We start from the raw sequence: 20,090 nt of genomic DNA, 5'->3' as shown, positions 1-20,090 counted from the left end.
AACCCCCTCCTTTTTTTCTGAACGGTTCGAGGACCCGATTTCTGTTGTGCGCTTAACTGTTTTGTCAGCGACGCTTGAATGGGCCCCAACGTTCACGTCGAACCACGGTGATGGCCAAGGGCTGACGGACATTCGAGCCCTGAAGAGCCGCGCCTGAAGCTCATACCATCGACCAAGCAGGGCTGCGGGTGCTAGTAACACCAACGGCTCCACCCTCGCTCTGGTGAGAAGACTCCCTTCAGTCTCTCAGGTGGAGGCGAGTGAACGTGGCGACCGAAGTTCTAGCATAGGCGCCGGCCATTTTCACCCTCATCGACCTCTCCCCACACTTCCATGGACACGGCCGAACGCATCTGTGTAACGGCAACACAAAGGAACATAGCCGAGTCTCGGCATAGATGCGGCCCGAACCGGAAGGAGGCTCGATCAAGGCGACGACAGCCGGCGGCGTGGACGTTCGCGGTCCGGTCGAAGGGCGCGTCCAGGACATCCTCACCCCAGAAGCACTCGAGTTCCTTGCGATCCTCCACAGGACCTTCAACCCGACCCGAAGGCGCCTCCTCGAGGAACGTGTGAAGCGGTGGGAGGATTTGCGCCGCGGAGGCACCCTCGACTTCCTCCCGGGGACCGTGTCGGTCCGGAAGGGCGATTGGCGTGTCGCATCGATCCCGGAGGACCTGCAGGACCGGCGGGTCGAGATCACCGGTCCGGTCGAACGGAAGATGATGATCAACGCGCTGAACTCCGGCGCGAAGGTTTTCATGGCGGACTTCGAAGACTCCCTCTCACCCACGTGGGCAAACGTGGCCACGGGCCACGTGAACCTCGTGGACGCGGTCCGTCGGACGATTGCCTACGACGCGCCGGACGGCCGCACATATCGGCTGAAGGACCGCATCGCGACCCTCCTCGTGCGGCCGCGAGGGTGGCACCTCGAGGAGAAGCACGTGATCGTCGATGGCCACCCGGTGTGCGCCAGCCTGGCTGACTTCGGCCTGTACATATTCCATAACGCGAAGGAACTAGTCGCGCGGGGCACGGGGCCTTATTTCTACTTGGCGAAGCTCGAGAGCCACCTCGAAGCCCGCCTATGGAACGACGTCTTCCTCCGATCCGAGGAGGCGTTGGGGCTGCCTCGCGGGACGATCAAGGCCACAGTTCTGATCGAGACGATTCCCGCCGCCTTCGAGATGGACGAGATTCTGTACGAACTCCGAGAGCACACCGTCGGCCTGAACGCGGGCCGCTGGGACTACATGTTCTCCATCATCAAGAAGTTCCGAGACCGAAAGGAGTTCGTCCTCCCGGACCGTGTACAAGTCGCGATGACCGTGCCCTTCATGCGCGCCTACACGGAACTCCTCGTGCGGACGTGCCATCGGCGCGGCGCCCATGCGATCGGCGGCATGGCGGCGTTCATCCCGAGCCGCAAGGATTCGAAGGTCAACGAGGTCGCGATCGCGAAGGTGCGAGAGGACAAGGTCCGCGAGGCGAACGACGGGTTCGACGGCACGTGGGTCGCCCATCCCGACCTCGTGCCGGTCGCGACGGAGGTGTTCGACGGCGTCCTCGGCACGAAGCCGAACCAGGTGTCGCGCCTGCGGGAGGAGGTGTCCGTCACGGCGAAGGATCTCCTCGACGTGCGCGTTCCCGGCGGCACGATCACGGAGGCGGGCCTCCGGAATGATGTGAGCGTCGGGCTCCAGTACGTCGAGTCGTGGCTCCGCGGGAATGGAGCCGCGGCAATCTTCAACCTGATGGAGGACACCGCGACGGCGGAGATCGCTCGGTCCCAGGTGTGGCAGTGGATCCGGGATCGGGTCCCATTGAAGGAGGGAGCGATTATCACGCCCGCCCTTGTGCGGAAGTTCGAGGACGAAGAACTCGCGAAAATCCGGGACGCGATCGGCTCTGAAGCCTTCCAGAAGGGACGGTTCGACGAGGCGCGCGAGATCTTCGAGAAGGTCGCGCTCGGCGCCGACTTCGTCGTATTTCTGACCCTGATTGCGTACGACTATCTCGATTGACCGCCAGGAAGTGGGCGTGATCGGTCCTCGAGGACGATCTGGATGTCCGCGACGTTCGTTCCGGTCGGACCCGTGACGATCAGGTCCCCGAGAGCCTGGAAGAATGCGAATGAGTCGTTCGCCTCGAGGAACTTTTTCGGATCGAGCCGCAGGGACCGCGCTCTCGACATCGTCTCGCCATCCGCGATCGCGCCGGCCGCGTCCGTGTTCCCGTCGGCCCCGTCGGTCCCGCAGGAGAGGAGGACGGCAGACCGGCCCTCCAGAATTCGGGCGGCCGCGAGAGCGAGCTCTTGGTTGCGCCCACCCAGGCCCCTGCCACGGACCGTGACGGTCGTCTCGCCCCCGGCGACGACTGCTATCCGTCGAGCGCGTGGCTTCCACCGAATCGCATCGGCGGCCAGGACGGGGCCCACCTGGCGAGCCTCGCCCTCCAACGACGTCGTCAAGATGTGCGCGGCATACCCGCGGCGCTCCGCTTCCCGTCGTGCGGCTTCACACGCGCGCACGTTGTCTGCGACGATGAAATTGTGAACAGCCGTCGGCGCCGACAGTCGGGGTCTCGTCGCGCTCGCCGCCTCGGCTAGGCTGTGCCGCACGGAGACGGGCATCCGATCCCATAGCCCGTGCCGAACGAGGATCTCCTTCGCCCGTTCGCCACGGGACGAACCGGGGGCCGTGGGCCCGGACCCGATATCCTCGATTGGACTCCCGACGATATCGGAGAGGATCAACCCGACAACGGTGGCGCCACGACCCGCCGCCCGCTCGGCGAGCCGTCCACCCTTGACATCGGAGAGACCTTTTCGCACCTCGTTCAGGTCCCGAACGTCCAAGCCGCTCCGCAGCATCTGAGTATTTGCGTCGCGGAGGTCGCCCAGCGGCACACGAGATGCTTCGAACATCGCGCTCGCCCCACCTGACAGAAGGACGATGAGTACATCGCCGGGCCGAAGTCCGTCTGCGATCCGCAGGGCGGCCTCGCCCGCCCTCAAGCTCCCTTCGTCGGGCAGAGGGTGGGACGCGAGGACGGTTTGGAAGCCTTCCAAAGCGGGAGACGGGGCCTTCTCTGCAACGAGGAGGCCCGACTCGGGTCGGAGGACGCGGAGGACGCCCTTTGCCATCCGGGTTGACGCTTTTCCGATCGCTAACACATAAATTGGTCTCGCGACGATGGGGACCTGTTTACCAAGGACGTACAAGTAATCGCCGCGCCGCTCAATCACGGTGGCGACGGCCTGTTCCGGATCGACGTCATCGAGGGCGTGTCGGAGGATCTCTAAGGCATCGCGTCGCAAGGAGCGAAGGACTGAGTTCGTCGCGTTCGTCGCGAGGAGCTCGACGTTCAGGCCCCATCCCCGACTTCGACCATTGGACTTGCCGGCGCTCATCCGCTATCCTCCGCGTGTTCCGAACAAGCGGACTCGGCCTACATGGACACTCCGTTCGGCCGGGCCCTGTTGCGGACTCGTAGGGCTCCGGGGGAAGGGCGCGTACGCCTTCCCGTCGACAATCAGGTCCTCAGAACTTGACCAGCGCGCTCCCCGTGATCCTCTCGAAGGCGAAGTTGATGAAGAAGAACCCGAAGAAGATCACGTTCAGGATGAGGACCACGTACGACCACCACTTCATCCGCGCTGGCGCCGGCAGCCTACGGTTGAGGTAAATCACCGCGAACGGGACGATCAGGGAGGCCAGGTTCGAAAAGTTCGCAGACTGGTTCACCAAATCGAGCGGGTTCGCCCCGAAGATGACGATGATTGAAATGAGGGTGGCGAGTCCGAGCATGAAGGGATAGTAGAACCGGCGCGGGTCCTCCCGCGTGAACTTCCGGAACTTCGGACTCATCGCGTGGGCGCCGTCGACGAACTGCCGAACCAAGGCCTCGAAGACGACCATCTGCGTGCTGAAGAGGATGAAGAAGCCGACGATATAGGCCCAATTCCCCAAGAACGGCCCGTAGAGGGCGGTGATCTGACTCCCGGCGTACACGGGCATTCCTGCTCTGGTCGGCGCAACGCCCGATTGCTGGCTCAGGTATCCGACGAGGATCACGGGCATCATCATGCCGACGATTGCACCCGTGAAGAATACGCCCCACTGGTCAATCAGGAGATACTTGAACCAGCGCTTCCAGATTGCCGTGTTCTTCGCATCGGCCGGGAACGTCAACCCTGAGGCGAGCAGCTTCTCCTGCTTGCCTCCGACGAGCGCGGCGATGTAGCCGACCCGGTGCCCCATGCCGTACCCTTTGTCTCGATAATAGCTGATGATGAAGTAGTTCACCCCGCTCGCGGTGGCAGTGAACCCGGCGAGGGCGCCGAGGTCCGTGGCCGTCGTTCCGGAGGGAGGAGCGGCCGGCGTCACCATCGCGGCGAACGCACTCGCCGAGAACTCCGCGGGGACAAGGAGCACGACGAGGCTGACGACGGAGAACAAGATGAACGCGACCATGATCCAGTTCGCGATTTCCATCGTGCGCGAGATTTTCTTACCGAACAGTACGATTCCCATAATGAGGAACAGGAGGCCGGCACCGAGCGATCTCGATACGATCGCTTCCGAGGACGCCGGCAAGCGGTTGTAAATCAGGACGAACAGGCTCTGGCCCGCACCCGAGGCCCATCCGCCCCAGATGAACGCCAGCCAGTAGAGGAACACCGCCAATGGGATCCATAACCAAAAGCCGGGCGGGACACGGCCGAACGCGATGGCGGGCGACTCCCCGGTTGCGATCGTGAACCGCGCGAGTTCGACGTTGTAGAAGACTTGCAGGAGGGCGGATACGAGGACGACCCAGAGAATCCCGACGAACCCCTTCGTCCCGACGTTAAACGGGCCGATCAGCCATTCCCCGCTGCCGATCGACACCCCGAGCGCGATCAGGCTCGGACCGATGATGTATCGGATGACTTTCCCCGGCGTGATCGGACCCTTGATGTTGAACGCTTCCTCCGGCGTCGGGAGGTCCGTCACAGGGAGCGGCGGTCGACTCACGCCGATCTGGACGGTTTCCGTACCGGGCATCGTCTCCTGCCCCTCCTCGAGGACTTCCGTTTCGACCACAGAACCAACCCCGATTCACGGTGCGGGAGCGCAAGCGACCGACACTCGGAGTTCACAAGCCGGGCGACAAACGCCCTTCGAGGCCGTTCGACCTCCTCCCGTGCGCCGGCATGGCATGGGCATTTTTCAACCTATCGGTCCCGCGCGAGTGCCGCCAAGGCCCCTACGACGACCGATGGAGCCTGCGGGCCCGCCTGAGTCCTACCGGGGCCAAGCGTACACCAAGGCTTTTCACGACTTCAAGGCCATTCGCGTTCGATGCCCGCGCGAACTGCCCGAAAAGGTTTGGCCGAGGAGTTGTCGACGATTGTCGGTACGGAACACATCGTGACCGATGAGGCCGCCCTCGGTGCCTACCAAAGGGACATGGCCGACTTCGAAGCCGTCCCGAGCGCCGTCGTCCGTCCCGGGACGGAAGACGAAATCGTGCGGATCGTCAAGGTGGCGTCCCGCCGAGGCATTCCGATCGTGGCACGCGGGGCGGGGACGAGCCTCACGGGGGCCGTCGTCCTGAAAGGAGGAATCGTGCTCGACGTGACCCGGTTGAACCGGATCCTCAAGGTCGATCCGGTGAACTGGTACGTCCACGTCCAGGCCGGGGTCGTCCTCGACGACCTCAACGACGCGCTCCGGAAGGACGGCTTCTTCTTTCCGCCCGATCCCGCGAGCAGCTTCGTCTGCACGGCCGGCGGGGCGATTGCCGAGGGGTCCGGAGGCATGCGGTGCGTCCGGTATGGGACGATGCGGGACTGGGTGCTCGCCCTCCGCGTCGTGTTGGCGAACGGCCGCACGGCCATGTTCGGCGAGCCTCTCGCGAAGAACCGAGCAGGGTACGACCTTGTCCACCTGATGATCGGCAGCGAGGGGACATTGGGAATCGTGACGGAGGCCTACCTGAAGATCCTGCCCCTTCCCACGGTCCCGATCGTCCGCATGCTCGTCACATTCGGCGATTGGCCGTCCGCGGGCCGTGCGATCCAAGAGCTCCGCCGGAGGCGAATCTCGGCGAACCTCATGGAGTTCATGGACTTGGAGACCGTGAGGGCCGTGAACGCCGCGTTCCGCATGGACCTCGAGGAGGCGGAAGCCACACTCCTGGTGGATCTGGAAGCGCCTCTCGTCCCGTCGGCGGAGGAGGTCTTCCGGACACACGGGGCGCGAGGCTTCACCCGCGCCGCGGACGAAGAGCAGGCGGGCCGCCTCTATTCCGCACGGAGCCGCGCGTATCTGGCCGTCAAGGAACTCGCGTCCGGCGTGCAAATCGAAGATGTCACGGTCCCGATCGAGCGCTTGGCCGAATACCTCGGTCTCGTGAAGGAGACCGCCCGTCGGCTCGGCCTTCGCATCCCGACGCTCGGCCACGCCGGGGACGGGAACGTCCATCCGACGATCCTGTTCGACCGCGCGAATCCCGCGAGTCAACGCGCGGCAACGGCGGCACTTGAGGAGCTCTGTCGATACGCGATTCGAGTCGGAGGCACGGTGACCGGGGAACACGGGATCGGAGTTCAGAAGGCATCGCTCATGCGAGAGCAGATGGAGGCCCATGGAGGCCAGGAAGGCCTCCGGCTCATGAAAGAGATCAAGCGGTTGTTCGATCCGAAGGGAATCATGAATCCCGGGAAGTACGTCGAGCTGGCCTGAGAGGCCGAGCGAATCAGCGACGCGTCTGTGGGTCGGGAGATATCTCGCGGCTTGGTCGAGCCAGGGACGAGGCGGGCCGCCCCTTTGTGAAATCCCTCCTTCGAACACACACGGTTGATAATCTCGAGGCGTGTTCGGCGGCGGGGCTTGTCCATGGTCGCCCGTGGAGATGGAGTCCTAATCAGCCTGGTTGGGTTCATGGCCCTTTACGTGGGCGGCTTCTACACGGTGACCCGTCTCCTTAGCGGCCAAAGCCCCGGTCTCGTCGCTCCGCTTTTGCTCGTCCTCGGAATAGCGGCCTTGGTCGTCGCCATCGTCATCTACGTCGCCGCCGGGCCGCCGTCGTGGGCCCCGGGCGGACGGCCCCCGTGGGTCTCCTTCGCTTGTCCTGGCTGCGGCAGGCCCCTGCACTGGGTCGACGAACTCGGGCAGTGGTACTGTACGGAGTGCCAGGCTTACCGCGGCACCATGTCGACGTGACCGGCCGTGGACACGGAGGCGACGGCCTAGCGGCTGGGCTCCACCGCGACCATGTCGAGGGGATGCAGGACATCGACTCTCAGGCCGTCGTGCAACTGGAGGGAGCACACGCTGCTCTCGGTGGCGATGAGATCGCAGCCGCTCCCCCGGAACTGATCGAACAGCTTCTCTCCGACCGCCATCGACAGCTCATAGCCGAGCCACCCGTGTTTCATGCCGAACGTCCCCGCGATGCCGCAGCACGTGCCCGTCTCCACAACCCGCACGCGGTACGACGCGCGTTCGAGGAACCGGATCGCGGGCGCGCCTGAGGACAGCGCACGGTCGTGGCACGGTATGTGGAATCCGACGAGCCCTGCCGCATCCCGGGTCGGCCTCAGCGGCAAGTCTCCGAGACGCCCCTGGACGAATTCGAAGAACCCACGGGACCGCGCCGAGACCTTCGCCGCGACGTCCCCTTCGAGGAGCTTCGGATATACCTTTTGGAGCATGTAAATCGCGGTGGGCTCCGTCGAGACGACGACATACCCCTCGTCGACGAGCGGACCGAGGACTCGCAGGTTTTCCGCGGCGACCTTCGACGCCCTACCGAGCCGGCCGTAGGAGACGTAGGGCATCCCGCCCCACCGCACGTCCGGGATGACGACCGTGTACCCGAGGCGTTCGAGGAGTTCGATCGCCCGCAGTCCCAAGTCCGGGTTATTGAACTCCGCGTACAGGTCGGGGAAGAATGCGACTTTGCCGACCGATCCCGCGCGAGCGGGTCGCTCCCGGAAGCGAGCCCTCAACGGCCGACGCGCGAAGGACGGCAGGGTGCGTCGCCGATCCACGCCGAGGGTCCACTCCATGAGGGTCCGCACGGGACCATCCCGGAGGAGGCCGTTCGCGAGCGGCGCCGCGAGGCACGCGACTTTCGCGAACGCCTCGGAGGCCATGAAGAACCGCTCCGAGGTCGGCTGGCCGTGGGCTTCGACGTCTTGTTCTTTCACCTTTGCGATCATCCACGGGATGTCGATGTCGACCGGACAGATTTCGTGGCACAGGCCGCACGAGACGCAGAGGTGTGCGAACCCGGCCTCTTCGAGGCCGTGGACGTTCGCGGTCCATGGGATGCCGATCGGTCCCGGATAGATGTGGCCGAAGACGTGGCCGCCCGTGACTCCGTACGTCGGGCAGACGTTCATGCACGCGCCACAGCGGATGCAGTTGAGCGCCTCCTGGAACGCGGGATCGGACCGCATCTTCGTGCGGCCGTTGTCCAGGATGATCACATGGAATTCCCTTCCCATCGGGTCTCCGGTCACCGCCTGTCGTTGGGAGATGAGCGATACGTACACCGTCATGCGTTGCCCGGTCGCGCTGATCGCATGGCCGCGCACGAGGTCGGCGGCGTCCTCCCACCGGCGGACGATCTTCTCGAGGCCGATGAGGGCGATGTGAACCCGGGGCACGCTCGTCACGAGGCGGCCGTTGCCCTCGTTCGTCTCGACGACGATGGATCCCGTTTCCGCGACGCCGATGTTCGCTCCGGTCACGCCGACCTTCGCCGCGAGGAACAGCGGCCGGAGCCGCGCGCGGACCGCGGACAAGATGCTCGACGGTTCGGCGGCGATCGCCTCCCCGTAGGCCTGCGTGAGCATCCGGGCGATCCGGTCCGAGGTCATGTGGATCGCCGGGAAGACGAGGTGGGAGGGCTTCTCCCCGGCCACTTGGCACAACAGCTCACCCAAGTCCGTCTCGATCGCGCGGATCCCCTCCGCCGCGAGGCCTTGGTTCATCTCGATCTCCTCGGACGTGAGGGACTTCGACTTCACGAGGAGGTCCGCCGCGTTGGCCCTGCAGACGTCAAGCACGTACCGAACCGCGTCGCGGCCCGTCGCCGCTAGGAAGACGCGTCCTCCGTTCGCCCGGACCGCATCGGCGAAGGCGTCCGCGATCGAAGGATCGTGGGCCGCCGTCTCCTTGATCGATCGAACGCGATCCCGAAACGCCGGGAGGTCGAGCCCGGCCTGCTGGATCGTCGCGGCCCGGTTCGCTCGACCTCGCTCCATCGCCTCCCAGAGTTTTCCGATCCTCTCGGGCTGTTCGATCGACCGACGGACTTCCGCCGCGAGCCGCTGACGCGCCTTCCGCAGCTTCCTACCTCCCGGGGTACCAGTCGAGCATCATGACGTGGAGCGAATGCGGGCCGTGGACCCCGTACAGGAGGCGAAGCTCGATGTCCCCGGTCCGGCTCGGGCCCGAGATGAACGTGATCGTGGGTCGGTGGCCCGGCGCGCTCGAACGGAGAATCTCACCGGCCGCCGCCATCCCTTCGCCGACGCCCTGGACCAACCGCTCGCTCGGGATGAGGACGATGTGCACGATCGGCAAGGAGGCGGCAAGCCGCGCCGAATCGTCGTGGGCGACCTCGACGACCGCGCCATCGTCCGCGACCGCGAACTCGGCCCACGTCACGCCGACGTCCGCGTCCGCGCACGTCCTCACGACCTCTTCCGCGGGGACCTCGTCGAGGAAGCGAACGGCCAATCCTCGAAGGCCGTCGGCCACGACGGAGCGAAGCGCCGCCGGGATGTTCGCGACGACGATTCGATTCGCATGGTGCGCCTCGACGATGGAGCGCAGAGTCTGCGAGGCGACTGCCTCCGTGGCCACGGCATGTGGCTCGGCCCGGAGGTCGCGAAGGGCCGCCACGAATCGGCCCGGTAGCTCGGGCCTCGAAAGGATGACCACCGCCTCCGACGCCACGATAACACGGACCGGCTTATGGCTTCGCGCACCGAATCCGGACCGATCGGATTCCGCAGGTCCGAACCTATCTGCTCAAACGAAAGCTTAAAACGGAGCGGAGGCTGAGTTCGTCCTCGTGGAGACGCTAGACAAGGCGAAGCTGCGGCAAAAGCTCACGCCATTGCAGTACGAAGTTTGCATCAACGCGGGGACCGAGAGACCCTTTACCGGGGAATATTGGAACAACCACGAGCCCGGCGTCTACGCATGCGTCGTCTGCGGGAAGGAGCTTTTCACCGCAGGGACGAAGTACGACTCCGGAACGGGCTGGCCGAGCTTCTGGGCGCCGGTCGACAAGGAAAGCGTACGGCAGAAGGAAGATCGGAGTCTGTTCATGCGGCGGACGGAGGTCGAATGCGCCAACTGCGGTTCCCACCTAGGGCACGTGTTCGACGACGGACCCCGGCCGACCGGGTTGAGGTACTGTATCAACTCCGCCTCCCTCACGTTCCGTCGAGGATGAAGCGCAGGCCGGTCTCAGGGGAGAGCACAAGAGCAAAGTTTATCGCCCGAACCTCGGGTCATGGGCTCATGGAGAAGGGCAACGTGCGGATCGGGTCGATCGTCATCGACGTCAGAGACTTCGACCGAATGATGGCCTTCTGGCAGGAGGCCCTCGGGTACCGCCCCGGCCGACCGCCCGACCCCGAGGATCCGTTCGTCATCTTGAAGGACCCGACCGGGAAAGGACCGAACGTATCGATCGACGGGATGCCCCCCGAACGGAACGTGTTGCATCTCGACCTCTACACGGACGACCAAGAGGGAGAGGTCGAACGCTTGCTCCGTCTCGGCGCGACCCGCTACCGACCCCGAGATCCCGGCGAGGATTTCGTGGTCCTCGAGGACCCGGAAGGCAATCTCTTCTGCGTCGTCGACACGAAGGGCTATTGAGCCGCCGCCGGGCCAGCCGGCGGCGGGTCCACCCAGTCCTCCGTTCACGTCTTCGCGAGGAGCTCCTCGAGGCGATCCCACGTCTCGCGTGCCCCGCCCTCCATCCCAGACCCGACCATCCCCTCGAGGTCCTCGACGGAGTCGAACTGGGACGTGATCGTCACCCGCGTCCTCGGGCCGAGATCCTCGAACGTCGCCGTGTCCAGGAGGACGTGGCCCGGCATCCCCTCGAACTCGAACGTGGACACGAGGCGCTCGGGTGGGACGACCTCACGGTACTCCCCCCTGAACCCGTACTCGGTTCCGTCCGGGTCCCGGGAGACGTACCTCCACCGGCCGCCCTTGCGCACGTCCATCGTCTCGACGGTCGCCGTCTGCCTCCGCGGGCCCCACCACCGAGGGATGAGCTTCGGGTCCGTGTAGGTCCGGAAGACGCGCTCCCGCGGGGCGTTGAACACGCGAGACATCACGACCTGCCGCTTCCCCCGGTCCGTGACGAACTTCGTCCCGGAGGACCCTTCCGAGATCGAGGCCGCAAGCTTCTCGAACGACTCGGTCCAGCCCTGCTCCGCGCCCTCTCGGTCCGGTCCGGCGGGGAAGCCGGAGTGCCGTAGCGTCATCTTTGTCTTTCCGCCGACATCCTCGAGTGTGATCGTCACGAGCAACTCGAGCGGGAAGTCCGCGGTGAAGCCGTAGTGAGACGCTGGGACGACGTTGCCGTTCGCATCCGCAAAGCTGTCCGTGGCGACGATCTTCGTCTTGGGGACGACCTCGCGGTACACGCCCGTGCCCCAGTAGTCCTTGCCGTCCGGCGAACGCATGCAGTAAAGGTATTTTCCCCCGACCCGGAGGTCGATCTTGGAGAACGGGGCCGTGAACCCTTTCGGGCCCCACCACCGTTTGACCTCCTCCGGCTCCGTCCACGCCTTCCACACGCGGTCGCGCGGCGCATCGAACGTCCGCGTGACCACGAGCTCGTTCTCCTTCGCCTGTCCCTTCGCTGGTTTCTTCGTCTGTGTTGGCATCACGTCTTCCTCCTGACTTTTCGGGAACTCGACTTCCTCGGCCTTCGCTCGAGGTGCTCGGCCAACCGATCGAACCGGTCTTCCCAGAGCACGCGGTACCGGGTGAGCCAGCCGAACGCCGCGCTCAGCGGAGCCGCATCGATCTGGACGCGGTGTACGCGCCCCTCCGGTTCGATCCGGATCAGCCCCGCCTCCTCGAGGACGCGCAGGTGCTTCGAGATCGCAGGCAAGCTCACCTTGTGCGGTTCCGCGAGCTCACCCACGGTGGCTTCGTCGCCGGAGATCTGCTCGAGGATGGCCCGCCGAATCGGATGGGCCAGGGCCGCGAAGATCGCGTCCAGGTCCGTTTCGACCGCTAGTCGGTTAACCATCTGGTTAAGTGATATGCGAGCCGGATATTTAACGGTTTGGTTAACCGTTTCCATCCACACGCCGATGTGCGAGCCTCACCGGGTCGGTGTCGGACTCGATCCCCTCTGGAACACCAGGAGGTCGACGTAGTGTCGTTCGCGCGCGATTTGACCGTCCTCGACCCGGAGGACGACGCACTCCGGGTACTGCAACGGCGCCCCTCGGAATGTACTCGTGATGTCGGATTCCACACAGACCCATCCGCGATCGCCGAACATGTTGGCGATCTCAACATGGAGGTCCGGGAAGTCCCCGATCAGTTTCTTCAGATATTCGAGAACCTGGCGGGATCCGACGACTGGTTCCGGGTACGCGGGATGCTCCATGATGATGTCCGCCCGATAACTGTCACGAATTCGATCCCAGTCACGATCGTTAACCGCGTTGATCAATCCGCGGACGGTGCGGCTCTCACCTTCGGTATTCATCCCTCACCCACCACCGCTCCCACATTGGCAAGCCTCCATATCTGGGTTCCGGACGTGAAGCGTTTCGCGGAGATCGGGAGGTTCTATCCCGTCGGCTGGAGGCAGCCCACGGGGCGCGTCGGGGCTCGTGCGCGAAACATTTTCCGGATAGGATCGGTTCGGGGTTTACCGCCTCCTCGGGGTGAGAACGACATGTGCCGGAACATCAAGACCTTGTTCAACTTCGACCCTGCCGCGACCGACGCGGAGATCCGAGAAGCCTCGCTCCAGTTCGTCCGGAAGGTATCGGGATTCAGTAAGCCTTCGCGCGCCAACGATGATGCGTTCAATCGTGCCGTCGTTGACGTCGCGGCGGCCGTCCGGAACTTGTTGGACTCCCTGGTGACCGGTTCGGAGCCGCGGAATCGGGAGCTCGAAGCGGCGCGCGCCCACGCGAGGGCCACGAAACGATTTGGCAAATCTTGAGGGCCGACCAGCTCAGGCCTCGGCTTAATGAGGAACGAATCGATGCCGTTCGCTGTGCCCCGTCGCGAGCGGGATGCTTGGCTTGCGGACTCCGCGCAACCGGCGGCGTGGTACCGCTATCTAGTGGAGGTCGAGGGCCGATCGCCGGAATCGGCGCAGGCCCGCGTCGCGCGCCGACAGATCCCAACGCGCGGATGGGCTGCGGAGATCCTCGCCGAACAGGATCCGCGCGGCTTCTGGAAGACCCGGGAGAGCCTGTACCGGCCGAAGTATGTGGCGACGAACTGGCGACTGCTCGCCCTCGCCGAACTCGGCCTCACCGCCCGCCACCCGAAAGTCCGCCGTGCGGTGGACCTCATGCTGCAGGACTACGGCGGGTCCGAGGGGCCGTTCTGCCGACTCGGAGGCGAGCCCCACTTCTGCTTCGTCGGCAACACGGCGCGGATGATGATCCTCTTCGGCCTCACGGAGGATCGCCGGGTGAGGGCGTCCCTCGACTGGCTCGCCGACCAGCAGCTCGACGACGGCGGGTGGGACTGTTTCGGCCGTCCGAACGGGACGCTCGACTGCTGGGAGGCGCTGGCCGCGTACGCCGTGATCGGGCGTCGGCGTTGGACCCGCAGATGGAAACACGCGGTTGAACGGGGGGCTGAATTCTACCTCGAGCGAACGCTCCTCCGCGAAGGCCGCCAACGTTACATGTCGTGGGAACGCCTGCACTACCCAGTCCACTACTACTACGACGCCCTCGTCGGCCTCGAGACGCTCGCCCGCCTCGGATACGGCGACGATCCGCGGAACGAGCCCGCGCGGTCGCTGCTCAGGCAGAAGATGCGACCGGACGGGAGGTGGACCCTGGAGGCCGTCCACCCGGACCTCGCGCGGGGGGCGAACTATCACCGAGAGGAAGGCGTTCGCCGATTCGCTCTCGAACGACTCCATGCGCCGAGCAAGTGGATCACGTTGCGGGCGCTCGGCGCGCTCGGGGACTCGAGATAGAGGTCCCGGAAGACGTCGGAGTTGCGGCCTCCCGCCGACCGTGCAAGGGATCGATGAACCGATACGCCTCGACCGGGCGTCGTCAGCGGGAAAGGGCGGAGGTCACGAAGCACGTCTCCGCCTTCTCGATGAGTGGCGCGGGGTCGGGGCTCAGGGCCTTGCGCTCCGGGGATGCGTAGTAGTCGGCGTCGCGCGTCTCGAAGCCCCCGCCGCCGTCGTAGGTGAGGACCCAGACGAACCGGTTCTCCCCTCGGACGACCCATGCGCCATCGACGCGGAATCCGAATTTGCGGCGGAGCGGGAGCACGCCGCGCGTCCAGCCGTCAAGCCACTCCTCCATCTTGCCTTCCTTGATCGTATAGATCCGAAGTTGCGAAGTCGCCGCCACGCGCATGGGAGCGTTTCCCGGCACATGTGGGTTCCGGTTACCCGGGCGTCACCCTCGCACTCGGGTCCCGCAGTTCATGCAGAACATCGCCTCGGCGGGCACCGCGACCCCGCACGTCGCGCAATTCCCCGACGCGACGGCAGGCGGCGGCGCCGCTACGGCCGACGGGTTCGAAGGAGCGGGAGATGGCGCGGGCGCAGGGGCGGGTGGCCACGCCCAAGCGAGCGGCGGGGGCACCGCCCGGTACAGCTGTGCGAGCCCGGCATCGAGCCGGGCCCGTGTCTTCGCATAGATGGAGAGGAAGATCACGTACCCGACGAGGGCGAGGCCCGGCGGAAGGAACACGCCGCCGATGAGCAGCGTCGACATCCGGAGGGCTTCCTCCGAGGAGACGGTGGACGGGTTCGCTGCGAGGTCGAGCAGACGGACGGTCAGGAATCCGACCGCGGCGATCCCGATGACGCCGAGGGTCGGGATGAGGACGCTCGCGGCGTCGGCCCACCGACGGGTCTCCGGAGGCTGGAGGGATCGGACCATGAAGCGGTACATCTGGGCCTTCGAGCCGACGCCGGCGGTCCAGAAGACCGTCACGAGCAACGGCACGAAGACGGTCCCGGACACGGTTCCCGCTCCGAGTAGGAACGAGCTGCCCGTGATGAGCAGGGACACAACGAGGATCGTGGCGATCGTGGAAAGCGTCGTGCCGATCCACTTGAAGAGGACGCCGCGGCTCGCGTCTCGGGCGTGGTCGGGGCCGTATTCGTTCGCCCCGTGGTGCATGCGGAGGACGGACATGAGCGCGACGATGAAGTTAATCACGAAGACAATGACGAGGCCGCACGCCGCGGAACCGATGATCGACGCCGCAGCGAAGGCAGACGCCTGATCGGACGTCGTCAGCAGGATCGCCGCGGTACCGACGGTCAGCGCGAACACGCCGAAGATGATGTCGAGGATCAGGCAAACGTAGTACGTCTGCACGCCCCGGAGCGTGTCCGGCTTCACGACGACGGACGGCCAATACGGCACCGGCGGGCCGGCGGGCGCAGGGGTAGGGGCGGCCACGATAGCGCACGGAGTGGAGGCCCGATAAACATATCGACGGAGTTCTGGGAAGCCTTACCCTCGAGCGATCGGATCGAGCGGCAGCACGAAACGGATCCGGGAGCGTGGCCCGTCGACCGTGATGCGCACGCGGCTCCGGTCCAGAGGCTCGACGACCGGGTGCAGGTCGTCGCGCTGCAACAGGGCGACGAAGCGATCGAGGCGCGCGCCGGTCCGCACGTGGCAGTCTCGTTCGAACGCACGCCACCCTGCGGTCAGGGATGCGCGAGGCACGCGGTCCCGAGAGAGCCGGACGGCGCCAATCGCGGCGAGTCGCCGGAGCCCTGCCACGGCCCCCGGGGTGGAGATGCGGGCCGCCTTCGCAATCGCGTCGGCCGCTGCCTTCGGCGTTCGCGCGAGTGCGACGAGGATCGCCCGATCGATGCGGTCCTCCCACGCGACGAGGAAGCACTCGGATGCCCGAGGATACATCCCGGACGCGAAGAGGGACGTGCGACCGGCGTATCGACGACGTTCGAGGAATCCTTGGGCCACAAGCTGCTCCACATGGTATCGGAGCGACGGGAGCGGCAGGAGCAGGAGCCGGGACGCGGATCGCTCGTGCAGGCCCGGATACGCGGCCGACGCGAGCAGGACCTCGAGCCGGCGGGGATGCAGCAGCCAGCTGCGGCCTCCGCGTCGTGCGGGTGGAGCGATCGGGACGTCCTGCACGTCGAGGATCGTCCGGATCTTGCGGGCGATGCCGGATGGAACCGCCACGGGACGCGAATGCATCCGAGCCCACAAGAGGCTTCGCAGATCAGCGCGGGCCCGAAAGCGCTGCGCTCCCGCGGTCCTTTGCGGCCTCCTGGACGACCTCGAGTGCGGCGGGCGCGAGTTCGTACTCCCCGAGTTCTCGGAGCGGGATGAAGCGGGCGTTCTCGGTGTCCGTCGCCGGGAACGGATCTCCGCTGACGTAGTCACAGAGGAGGTCGATCAGGACGTAATGCCATCGGACGGCTGACCCGTCCCTCTCGATGTAATCGCTCACGCCGAACACCTCCCGCGGGCGCACGACGACGTTCGTCTCCTCGCGCGTCTCTCGAATCGCCGCCTCCTCGATCGTCTCTCCGACTTCGAGGACGCCCCCCGGGATGCTCCACCGCCCCTTGTTCGGTTCGGATGCCCGCTTCACGAGGAGGACCTCATCGCCCCGGAAAACGATCGCGCTGACGGCAGGGACCGGCTCGTCCGGGGATTCCGCGGATGCGGGCACGACCACCCGGAAGCGCCCCGCGCGCCTTAAGCCTGCGACGCCGGGAGCGCGAGGCGGCCCGCATCCCAGAGGACGAAGTCGTCGAACGTCCGCTGGTACAGGACGTGCTTGAGGACCTCGCTGACGCGGACGTATCGCTCCATCGGGATGTCCAGCCGCGTCCGAAGATGGGACAGGGTCGCGGCCATCGTCTCGAATACGGCGGGGCGGCGCCGCAGGGCCTCCCGCACGTGCTCCCGGACGTTCCAGACGCCGACCGGCATGATGTACCCCGGGTGCGTCTCGCGCAAGATGACCGTCGCGGCCTGTCGGCGTTCCCGGACCAACGCCTCCCCGACGGCGAGGCGCGCAGCGTAGTAGCAGCCGCCGATGCTCGCGTACGTCGTGCGGCCCTCGAACCCTTCGTGGTCCCCGAACATCACGATCTCGCGCCCGAGCGGGTTCCACAAGGTGTTCGGATACCACGCCTCGATCAGCTCGTACCGCCACGGCCTCGGGATCATGACCGCCAGGAATCGGTCGTCGTACCCGACCGCCTCGTACACTCGGATCTCGTTGATCAGCGGCGACGACTTCACCTGGTCCCGCAACGCCTTGCCGATCGTGTCGTCGACGGCGGTGATCGACCACCGGGTGGGCACGAACCGACGCGCCTTCTCGATCCCGAACGCGCCGACGCTGAACGCCCGCTGGATCTTGGAGACCGGGACATTCCGGTCGAAGAGCCCGAGGACGGCGTCCTTCGCCTTCAGGTCCGCGTCCGAATACGCGCGGTCGATGGCCGCGTCGACTTTCAGCGTGCCGACGTCGAGGCGCGTCAGCGGCGCGGACGGCCCGAACGGTTGCACGTTGTCGTCCAGGACGACGCGGCCGTGCGGCCTACGGCTGAAGCCCGCCTCGACCTCTGCCGGCGACGTCGCGAGGGCGAGCTCCCGCGTCGAGTCGACGAGCCGGCCACCGCGGTCGACGTCCATCACGTGCACCCGGTGCATGCCGCGGACGAGCTGCGACCGGAACCTCACGATGTCGTCCATCGGAAGGCCGACCCATGCCTCCGGCGAATCGAGGATCTGCGTGTCGCCGTGGACCGGCGGCACGAGGGGTCCGACGAAGACCTTCGGATAGCCGAAGCGGCCGACGAACACCCCCGGCGGGGAGGAGCCGTCGAGATCCACCCGATCGATCATCGGGGCGGTCTTCATCATGGAGTCCCAGCGGACCATGATCGGGCAGCGCGATTTGCCGCAGAGGAGCTTCGCGCCACGACACGAGACGCAGAGGCCGCTCGCGATCGCGGCACGCGTGTCCGCGTCGAAGAGCGCGCCGAACTCCGGAGGCGGTTGCATCGGGAGCGTGAGCATGCGCCCTCGAGCGAGTCCGAAAAGGCTTTAAGAAGGTGCCGACCGGGTCCCCGAATCGAGACACGCGAAGGATTATCCGCTACGCAAAACGTTCCCGGGCCGTGAAGCCGGATTCACCACTCGCGCTCGGCACGGAAGACCGCATCCTGCTGTATCTGTCCGACTTCCGGAACACGGAGGAGCGGTACGTGCTGCCGCAAGCGCTGACCCAGAAGGGAATCGCGTTCGCGGCGGGCGTGCAGCGGAAGCACCTCTCCCGCTACCTCGACGAGATGGTCCGGGACGGCTTTCTCGTCGAGACGAAGGCGCATATCGAAGGCGAGAAGCAACGGATGCTCGCGTACTACCTCGCGCCGCGCGGGTGGGAGCGGGCGATGGGGATCAAGGAGCGCCTCTCGACGGTCCGCGTCCCCGTGAAGGTCGCCGGGGTGACGAAGGACATGACCTTGGCGGAGATCGACCGCGCGACCTCCGTCCACCTCACGTTCTCCGATATCGTGCGCGAGGCGATGAACGTCGACGAGCTCGATCTCGAGTACCTGGAGGGCATCGACGACCGCCGCAAGCGCGCGATGGACGAGCGGGTGAAGCGCGTCGAGGAGTACACGCGCGCCGTCATGACGGCATGGAAGGACGGCCGAGTGACGGCGACGGAACGCCTGCTCGTCGAGCAGCTCCGGGAGAACCTCGGGATCTCGAAAGAGGAGCAGGAACGGATCGAGAGCCAGGTCATCGAAGAGGTGCTCGAGACCCGGACAGGGATTTACCGCGCGGTCGCCGCCGAGGCACTGGAAGGCGGCCCGATCACCGACGAAGAACGCGAACTCCTCGAAGCGCTGCGGAAGAAGCTCGGGCTGTCGTCCCACGATGTTCGAGAAATCGAGACCGACTTGACGAAAGCCGCGGCTTAACGGGCGACGAAGAGCCGGTACTTCTGAGTCGGGTCGGAAATCTCCATCTCGATCCGCTTCGCGACCAGCTTCTCCGGATGATGGACGCTCGCGACCCGCTGCTCGAGGTCCTGGAACGACAGGAACGGGCCTTTCTTTCGCTCCTCGAGGATCGCCCACATTGTCTTCTTCCCCAGGCCCGGGAGGAGCTCGAGCATGTGGAACCGCGTCGTGATCGCCTGCGCGCGGTTGAAGAAGTCCACGAACTTCGCCTCTTTCTCTTTGACCGTCTCCTGGACCACGAACGGCATCTCCTTCTGCGCGGCCGTCGTCAGCTCCTCGTATCCGACGCGGCGCTTCACGTGCAAGACCTCCGTCCGCTGGTCGACTTCCTTGCCGATGTACACCCGTTGTCCAATCGACAAGGCGACTCCTTCCTTCGGCACGAGCTCGAACAGCTTGAACTCGTCCACACCGAGCGCGTACGCGAGCGGCTCACGGTGGAACTTCGACTGGTCCGGATGGCCTTGCGGTAAGTAGTCGAGGATGCGGGCGTAATCTTCCATGCGGCTCGCCTCGTCAGCGGTACTTCCCCACGATCTCGAGGACTTTCTCCGCATCCTCTTTGGAGAGGGCGAACCGTTCCTTGGCGAAGATCGCGCGGACGTCGTCCAAGTGGGTCGGCATCAGGTCGGCAATCTTCACCGCGTTGAAGGGCGACATCATGGGGACCTCCATGAGCTCCTTCACGATCCCGGGGACCTTGTCCGCGGGCACGCGGGCGAAGAGAGACGCGTGCGAGAGGGAGTATTGCTGCTCTGGGTTCAACTCGCCGCGGGCGGCTTTCTCTTTCTCGAGGATGACCTTCAGCTCGGCGAGGGAGACGAACATTTCCTCCATGATCT

The 20,090-nt window shown here is 65.6% G+C and carries 22 protein-coding genes and 1 pseudogene; 8 read left to right on the top strand and 15 right to left on the bottom strand.

Annotation, left to right across the window (positions count from 1 at the left end):
- Positions 1-398 precede the first annotated feature (398 nt).
- Positions 399-2,027, top strand: coding sequence for a malate synthase A (gene aceB, locus VF992_02720; protein HEX9340070.1), 1,629 nt, complete (start codon positions 399-401; stop codon positions 2,025-2,027).
- Here the strand turns inward: aceB and VF992_02715 are convergent.
- Both VF992_02715 and VF992_02710 read right to left on the bottom strand, forming a co-directional pair.
- A complete protein-coding gene (locus tag VF992_02715; GenBank protein ID HEX9340069.1) occupies positions 2,015-3,415 on the bottom strand; it encodes a DUF4147 domain-containing protein in 1,401 nt (466 codons plus the stop codon). The genes aceB and VF992_02715 overlap by 13 nt on opposite strands.
- Positions 3,416-3,545: 130 nt before the next feature.
- The gene (locus tag VF992_02710; GenBank protein ID HEX9340068.1) at positions 3,546-5,090 is read right to left on the bottom strand and encodes an Nramp family divalent metal transporter; all 1,545 of its coding nucleotides are present in this window, start codon (positions 5,088-5,090) and stop codon (positions 3,546-3,548) included.
- A gap of 258 nt (positions 5,091-5,348) precedes the next feature.
- Between VF992_02710 and VF992_02705 the strand changes: the two genes are divergently transcribed.
- On the top strand, positions 5,349-6,734 hold the full coding sequence (locus VF992_02705) for an FAD-linked oxidase C-terminal domain-containing protein (GenBank protein HEX9340067.1): 1,386 nt from the start codon (positions 5,349-5,351) through the stop codon (positions 6,732-6,734).
- Between the two features lie 153 nt (positions 6,735-6,887).
- A complete protein-coding gene (locus VF992_02700) occupies positions 6,888-7,214 on the top strand; it encodes a hypothetical protein (GenBank protein HEX9340066.1) in 327 nt (108 codons plus the stop codon).
- A 26-nt stretch (positions 7,215-7,240) separates the two neighbouring features.
- Here VF992_02700 and VF992_02695 read toward each other — a convergent pair whose 3' ends face one another.
- The gene (locus VF992_02695; protein ID HEX9340065.1) at positions 7,241-9,265 is read right to left on the bottom strand and encodes an LUD domain-containing protein; all 2,025 of its coding nucleotides are present in this window, start codon (positions 9,263-9,265) and stop codon (positions 7,241-7,243) included.
- A gap of 88 nt (positions 9,266-9,353) precedes the next feature.
- Positions 9,354-9,908, bottom strand: a complete 555-nt coding sequence (locus tag VF992_02690; GenBank protein HEX9340064.1) for a lactate utilization protein — start codon at positions 9,906-9,908, stop codon at positions 9,354-9,356.
- Positions 9,909-10,080: 172 nt separating this feature from the next.
- Between VF992_02690 and msrB the strand changes: the two genes are divergently transcribed.
- Positions 10,081-10,467, top strand: coding sequence for a peptide-methionine (R)-S-oxide reductase MsrB (gene msrB / locus VF992_02685; GenBank protein ID HEX9340063.1), 387 nt, complete (start codon positions 10,081-10,083; stop codon positions 10,465-10,467).
- A 68-nt stretch (positions 10,468-10,535) separates the two neighbouring features.
- On the top strand, positions 10,536-10,898 hold the full coding sequence (locus tag VF992_02680) for a VOC family protein (protein ID HEX9340062.1): 363 nt from the start codon (positions 10,536-10,538) through the stop codon (positions 10,896-10,898).
- Between the two features lie 44 nt (positions 10,899-10,942).
- On the opposite strand, the gene VF992_02675 is transcribed toward VF992_02680, so the two are convergent.
- From VF992_02675 to VF992_02660, 4 genes and pseudogenes are all read right to left on the bottom strand, one after another.
- Positions 10,943-11,365, bottom strand: coding sequence for an SRPBCC family protein (locus tag VF992_02675; GenBank protein ID HEX9340061.1), 423 nt, complete (start codon positions 11,363-11,365; stop codon positions 10,943-10,945).
- Positions 11,366-11,422: 57 nt separating this feature from the next.
- Positions 11,423-11,923 (bottom strand): annotated as a pseudogene (locus VF992_02670) (SRPBCC domain-containing protein).
- Complete coding sequence (locus tag VF992_02665) at positions 11,923-12,294, bottom strand: metalloregulator ArsR/SmtB family transcription factor (GenBank protein ID HEX9340060.1); 372 nt, start codon at positions 12,292-12,294, stop codon at positions 11,923-11,925. Before VF992_02665 ends, VF992_02670 begins: the two are co-directional and overlap by 1 nt.
- 75 nt (positions 12,295-12,369) lie before the next feature.
- Positions 12,370-12,762: a nuclear transport factor 2 family protein gene (locus VF992_02660; GenBank protein ID HEX9340059.1), complete on the bottom strand. Its 393-nt coding sequence runs from the start codon at positions 12,760-12,762 to the stop codon at positions 12,370-12,372.
- A 192-nt stretch (positions 12,763-12,954) separates the two neighbouring features.
- On the opposite strand from VF992_02660, the gene VF992_02655 reads away from it, so the two are divergent.
- Both VF992_02655 and VF992_02650 read left to right on the top strand, forming a co-directional pair.
- A complete protein-coding gene (locus tag VF992_02655; GenBank protein ID HEX9340058.1) occupies positions 12,955-13,227 on the top strand; it encodes a DUF2277 domain-containing protein in 273 nt (90 codons plus the stop codon).
- Positions 13,228-13,269: 42 nt separating this feature from the next.
- Positions 13,270-14,226 carry a hypothetical protein gene (locus tag VF992_02650; protein ID HEX9340057.1) on the top strand — a complete coding sequence of 319 codons (957 nt, stop codon included), beginning with the start codon at positions 13,270-13,272 and terminating at the stop codon, positions 14,224-14,226.
- 82 nt (positions 14,227-14,308) lie between these two features.
- Here the strand turns inward: VF992_02650 and VF992_02645 are convergent, their stop codons facing one another.
- From VF992_02645 to VF992_02625, 5 genes are read right to left on the bottom strand one after another with little or no spacing between them, the layout of a single operon-like run.
- The gene (locus tag VF992_02645; GenBank protein HEX9340056.1) at positions 14,309-14,614 is read right to left on the bottom strand and encodes an NIPSNAP family protein; all 306 of its coding nucleotides are present in this window, start codon (positions 14,612-14,614) and stop codon (positions 14,309-14,311) included.
- 48 nt (positions 14,615-14,662) lie between these two features.
- Positions 14,663-15,679 (bottom strand): zinc ribbon domain-containing protein, encoded by a 1,017-nt coding sequence (locus tag VF992_02640; protein HEX9340055.1) that lies wholly within the window; start codon positions 15,677-15,679, stop codon positions 14,663-14,665.
- 54 nt (positions 15,680-15,733) lie between these two features.
- Positions 15,734-16,438, bottom strand: coding sequence for a hypothetical protein (locus VF992_02635; protein ID HEX9340054.1), 705 nt, complete (start codon positions 16,436-16,438; stop codon positions 15,734-15,736).
- A 40-nt stretch (positions 16,439-16,478) separates the two neighbouring features.
- Positions 16,479-16,934: an NUDIX hydrolase gene (locus tag VF992_02630; GenBank protein ID HEX9340053.1), complete on the bottom strand. Its 456-nt coding sequence runs from the start codon at positions 16,932-16,934 to the stop codon at positions 16,479-16,481.
- A gap of 26 nt (positions 16,935-16,960) precedes the next feature.
- Positions 16,961-18,295: an Nre family DNA repair protein gene (locus VF992_02625; GenBank protein ID HEX9340052.1), complete on the bottom strand. Its 1,335-nt coding sequence runs from the start codon at positions 18,293-18,295 to the stop codon at positions 16,961-16,963.
- Between the two features lie 101 nt (positions 18,296-18,396).
- On the opposite strand from VF992_02625, the gene VF992_02620 reads away from it, so the two are divergent.
- Positions 18,397-19,206, top strand: a complete 810-nt coding sequence (locus tag VF992_02620; GenBank protein ID HEX9340051.1) for a hypothetical protein — start codon at positions 18,397-18,399, stop codon at positions 19,204-19,206.
- Here the strand turns inward: VF992_02620 and VF992_02615 are convergent.
- Positions 19,203-19,751, bottom strand: a complete 549-nt coding sequence (locus tag VF992_02615) for a DUF655 domain-containing protein (GenBank protein ID HEX9340050.1) — start codon at positions 19,749-19,751, stop codon at positions 19,203-19,205. The two genes, VF992_02620 and VF992_02615, sit on opposite strands and share 4 nt — an antisense overlap.
- Positions 19,752-19,764: 13 nt before the next feature.
- Entirely contained in the window at positions 19,765-20,085 is a 321-nt protein-coding gene (locus VF992_02610; GenBank protein ID HEX9340049.1) for an RNA polymerase Rpb4 family protein, read from the bottom strand.
- Positions 20,086-20,090: the final 5 nt, after the last annotated feature.

The sequence above is a fragment of the Thermoplasmata archaeon genome (assembly GCA_036395115.1).
Taxonomy (GTDB): Archaea; Thermoplasmatota; Thermoplasmata; order RBG-16-68-12; family RBG-16-68-12; genus RBG-16-68-12.
The sequence above is the reverse complement of the archived record's forward strand: the minus strand, read 5'-3'. Positions and strand labels throughout refer to the sequence as shown.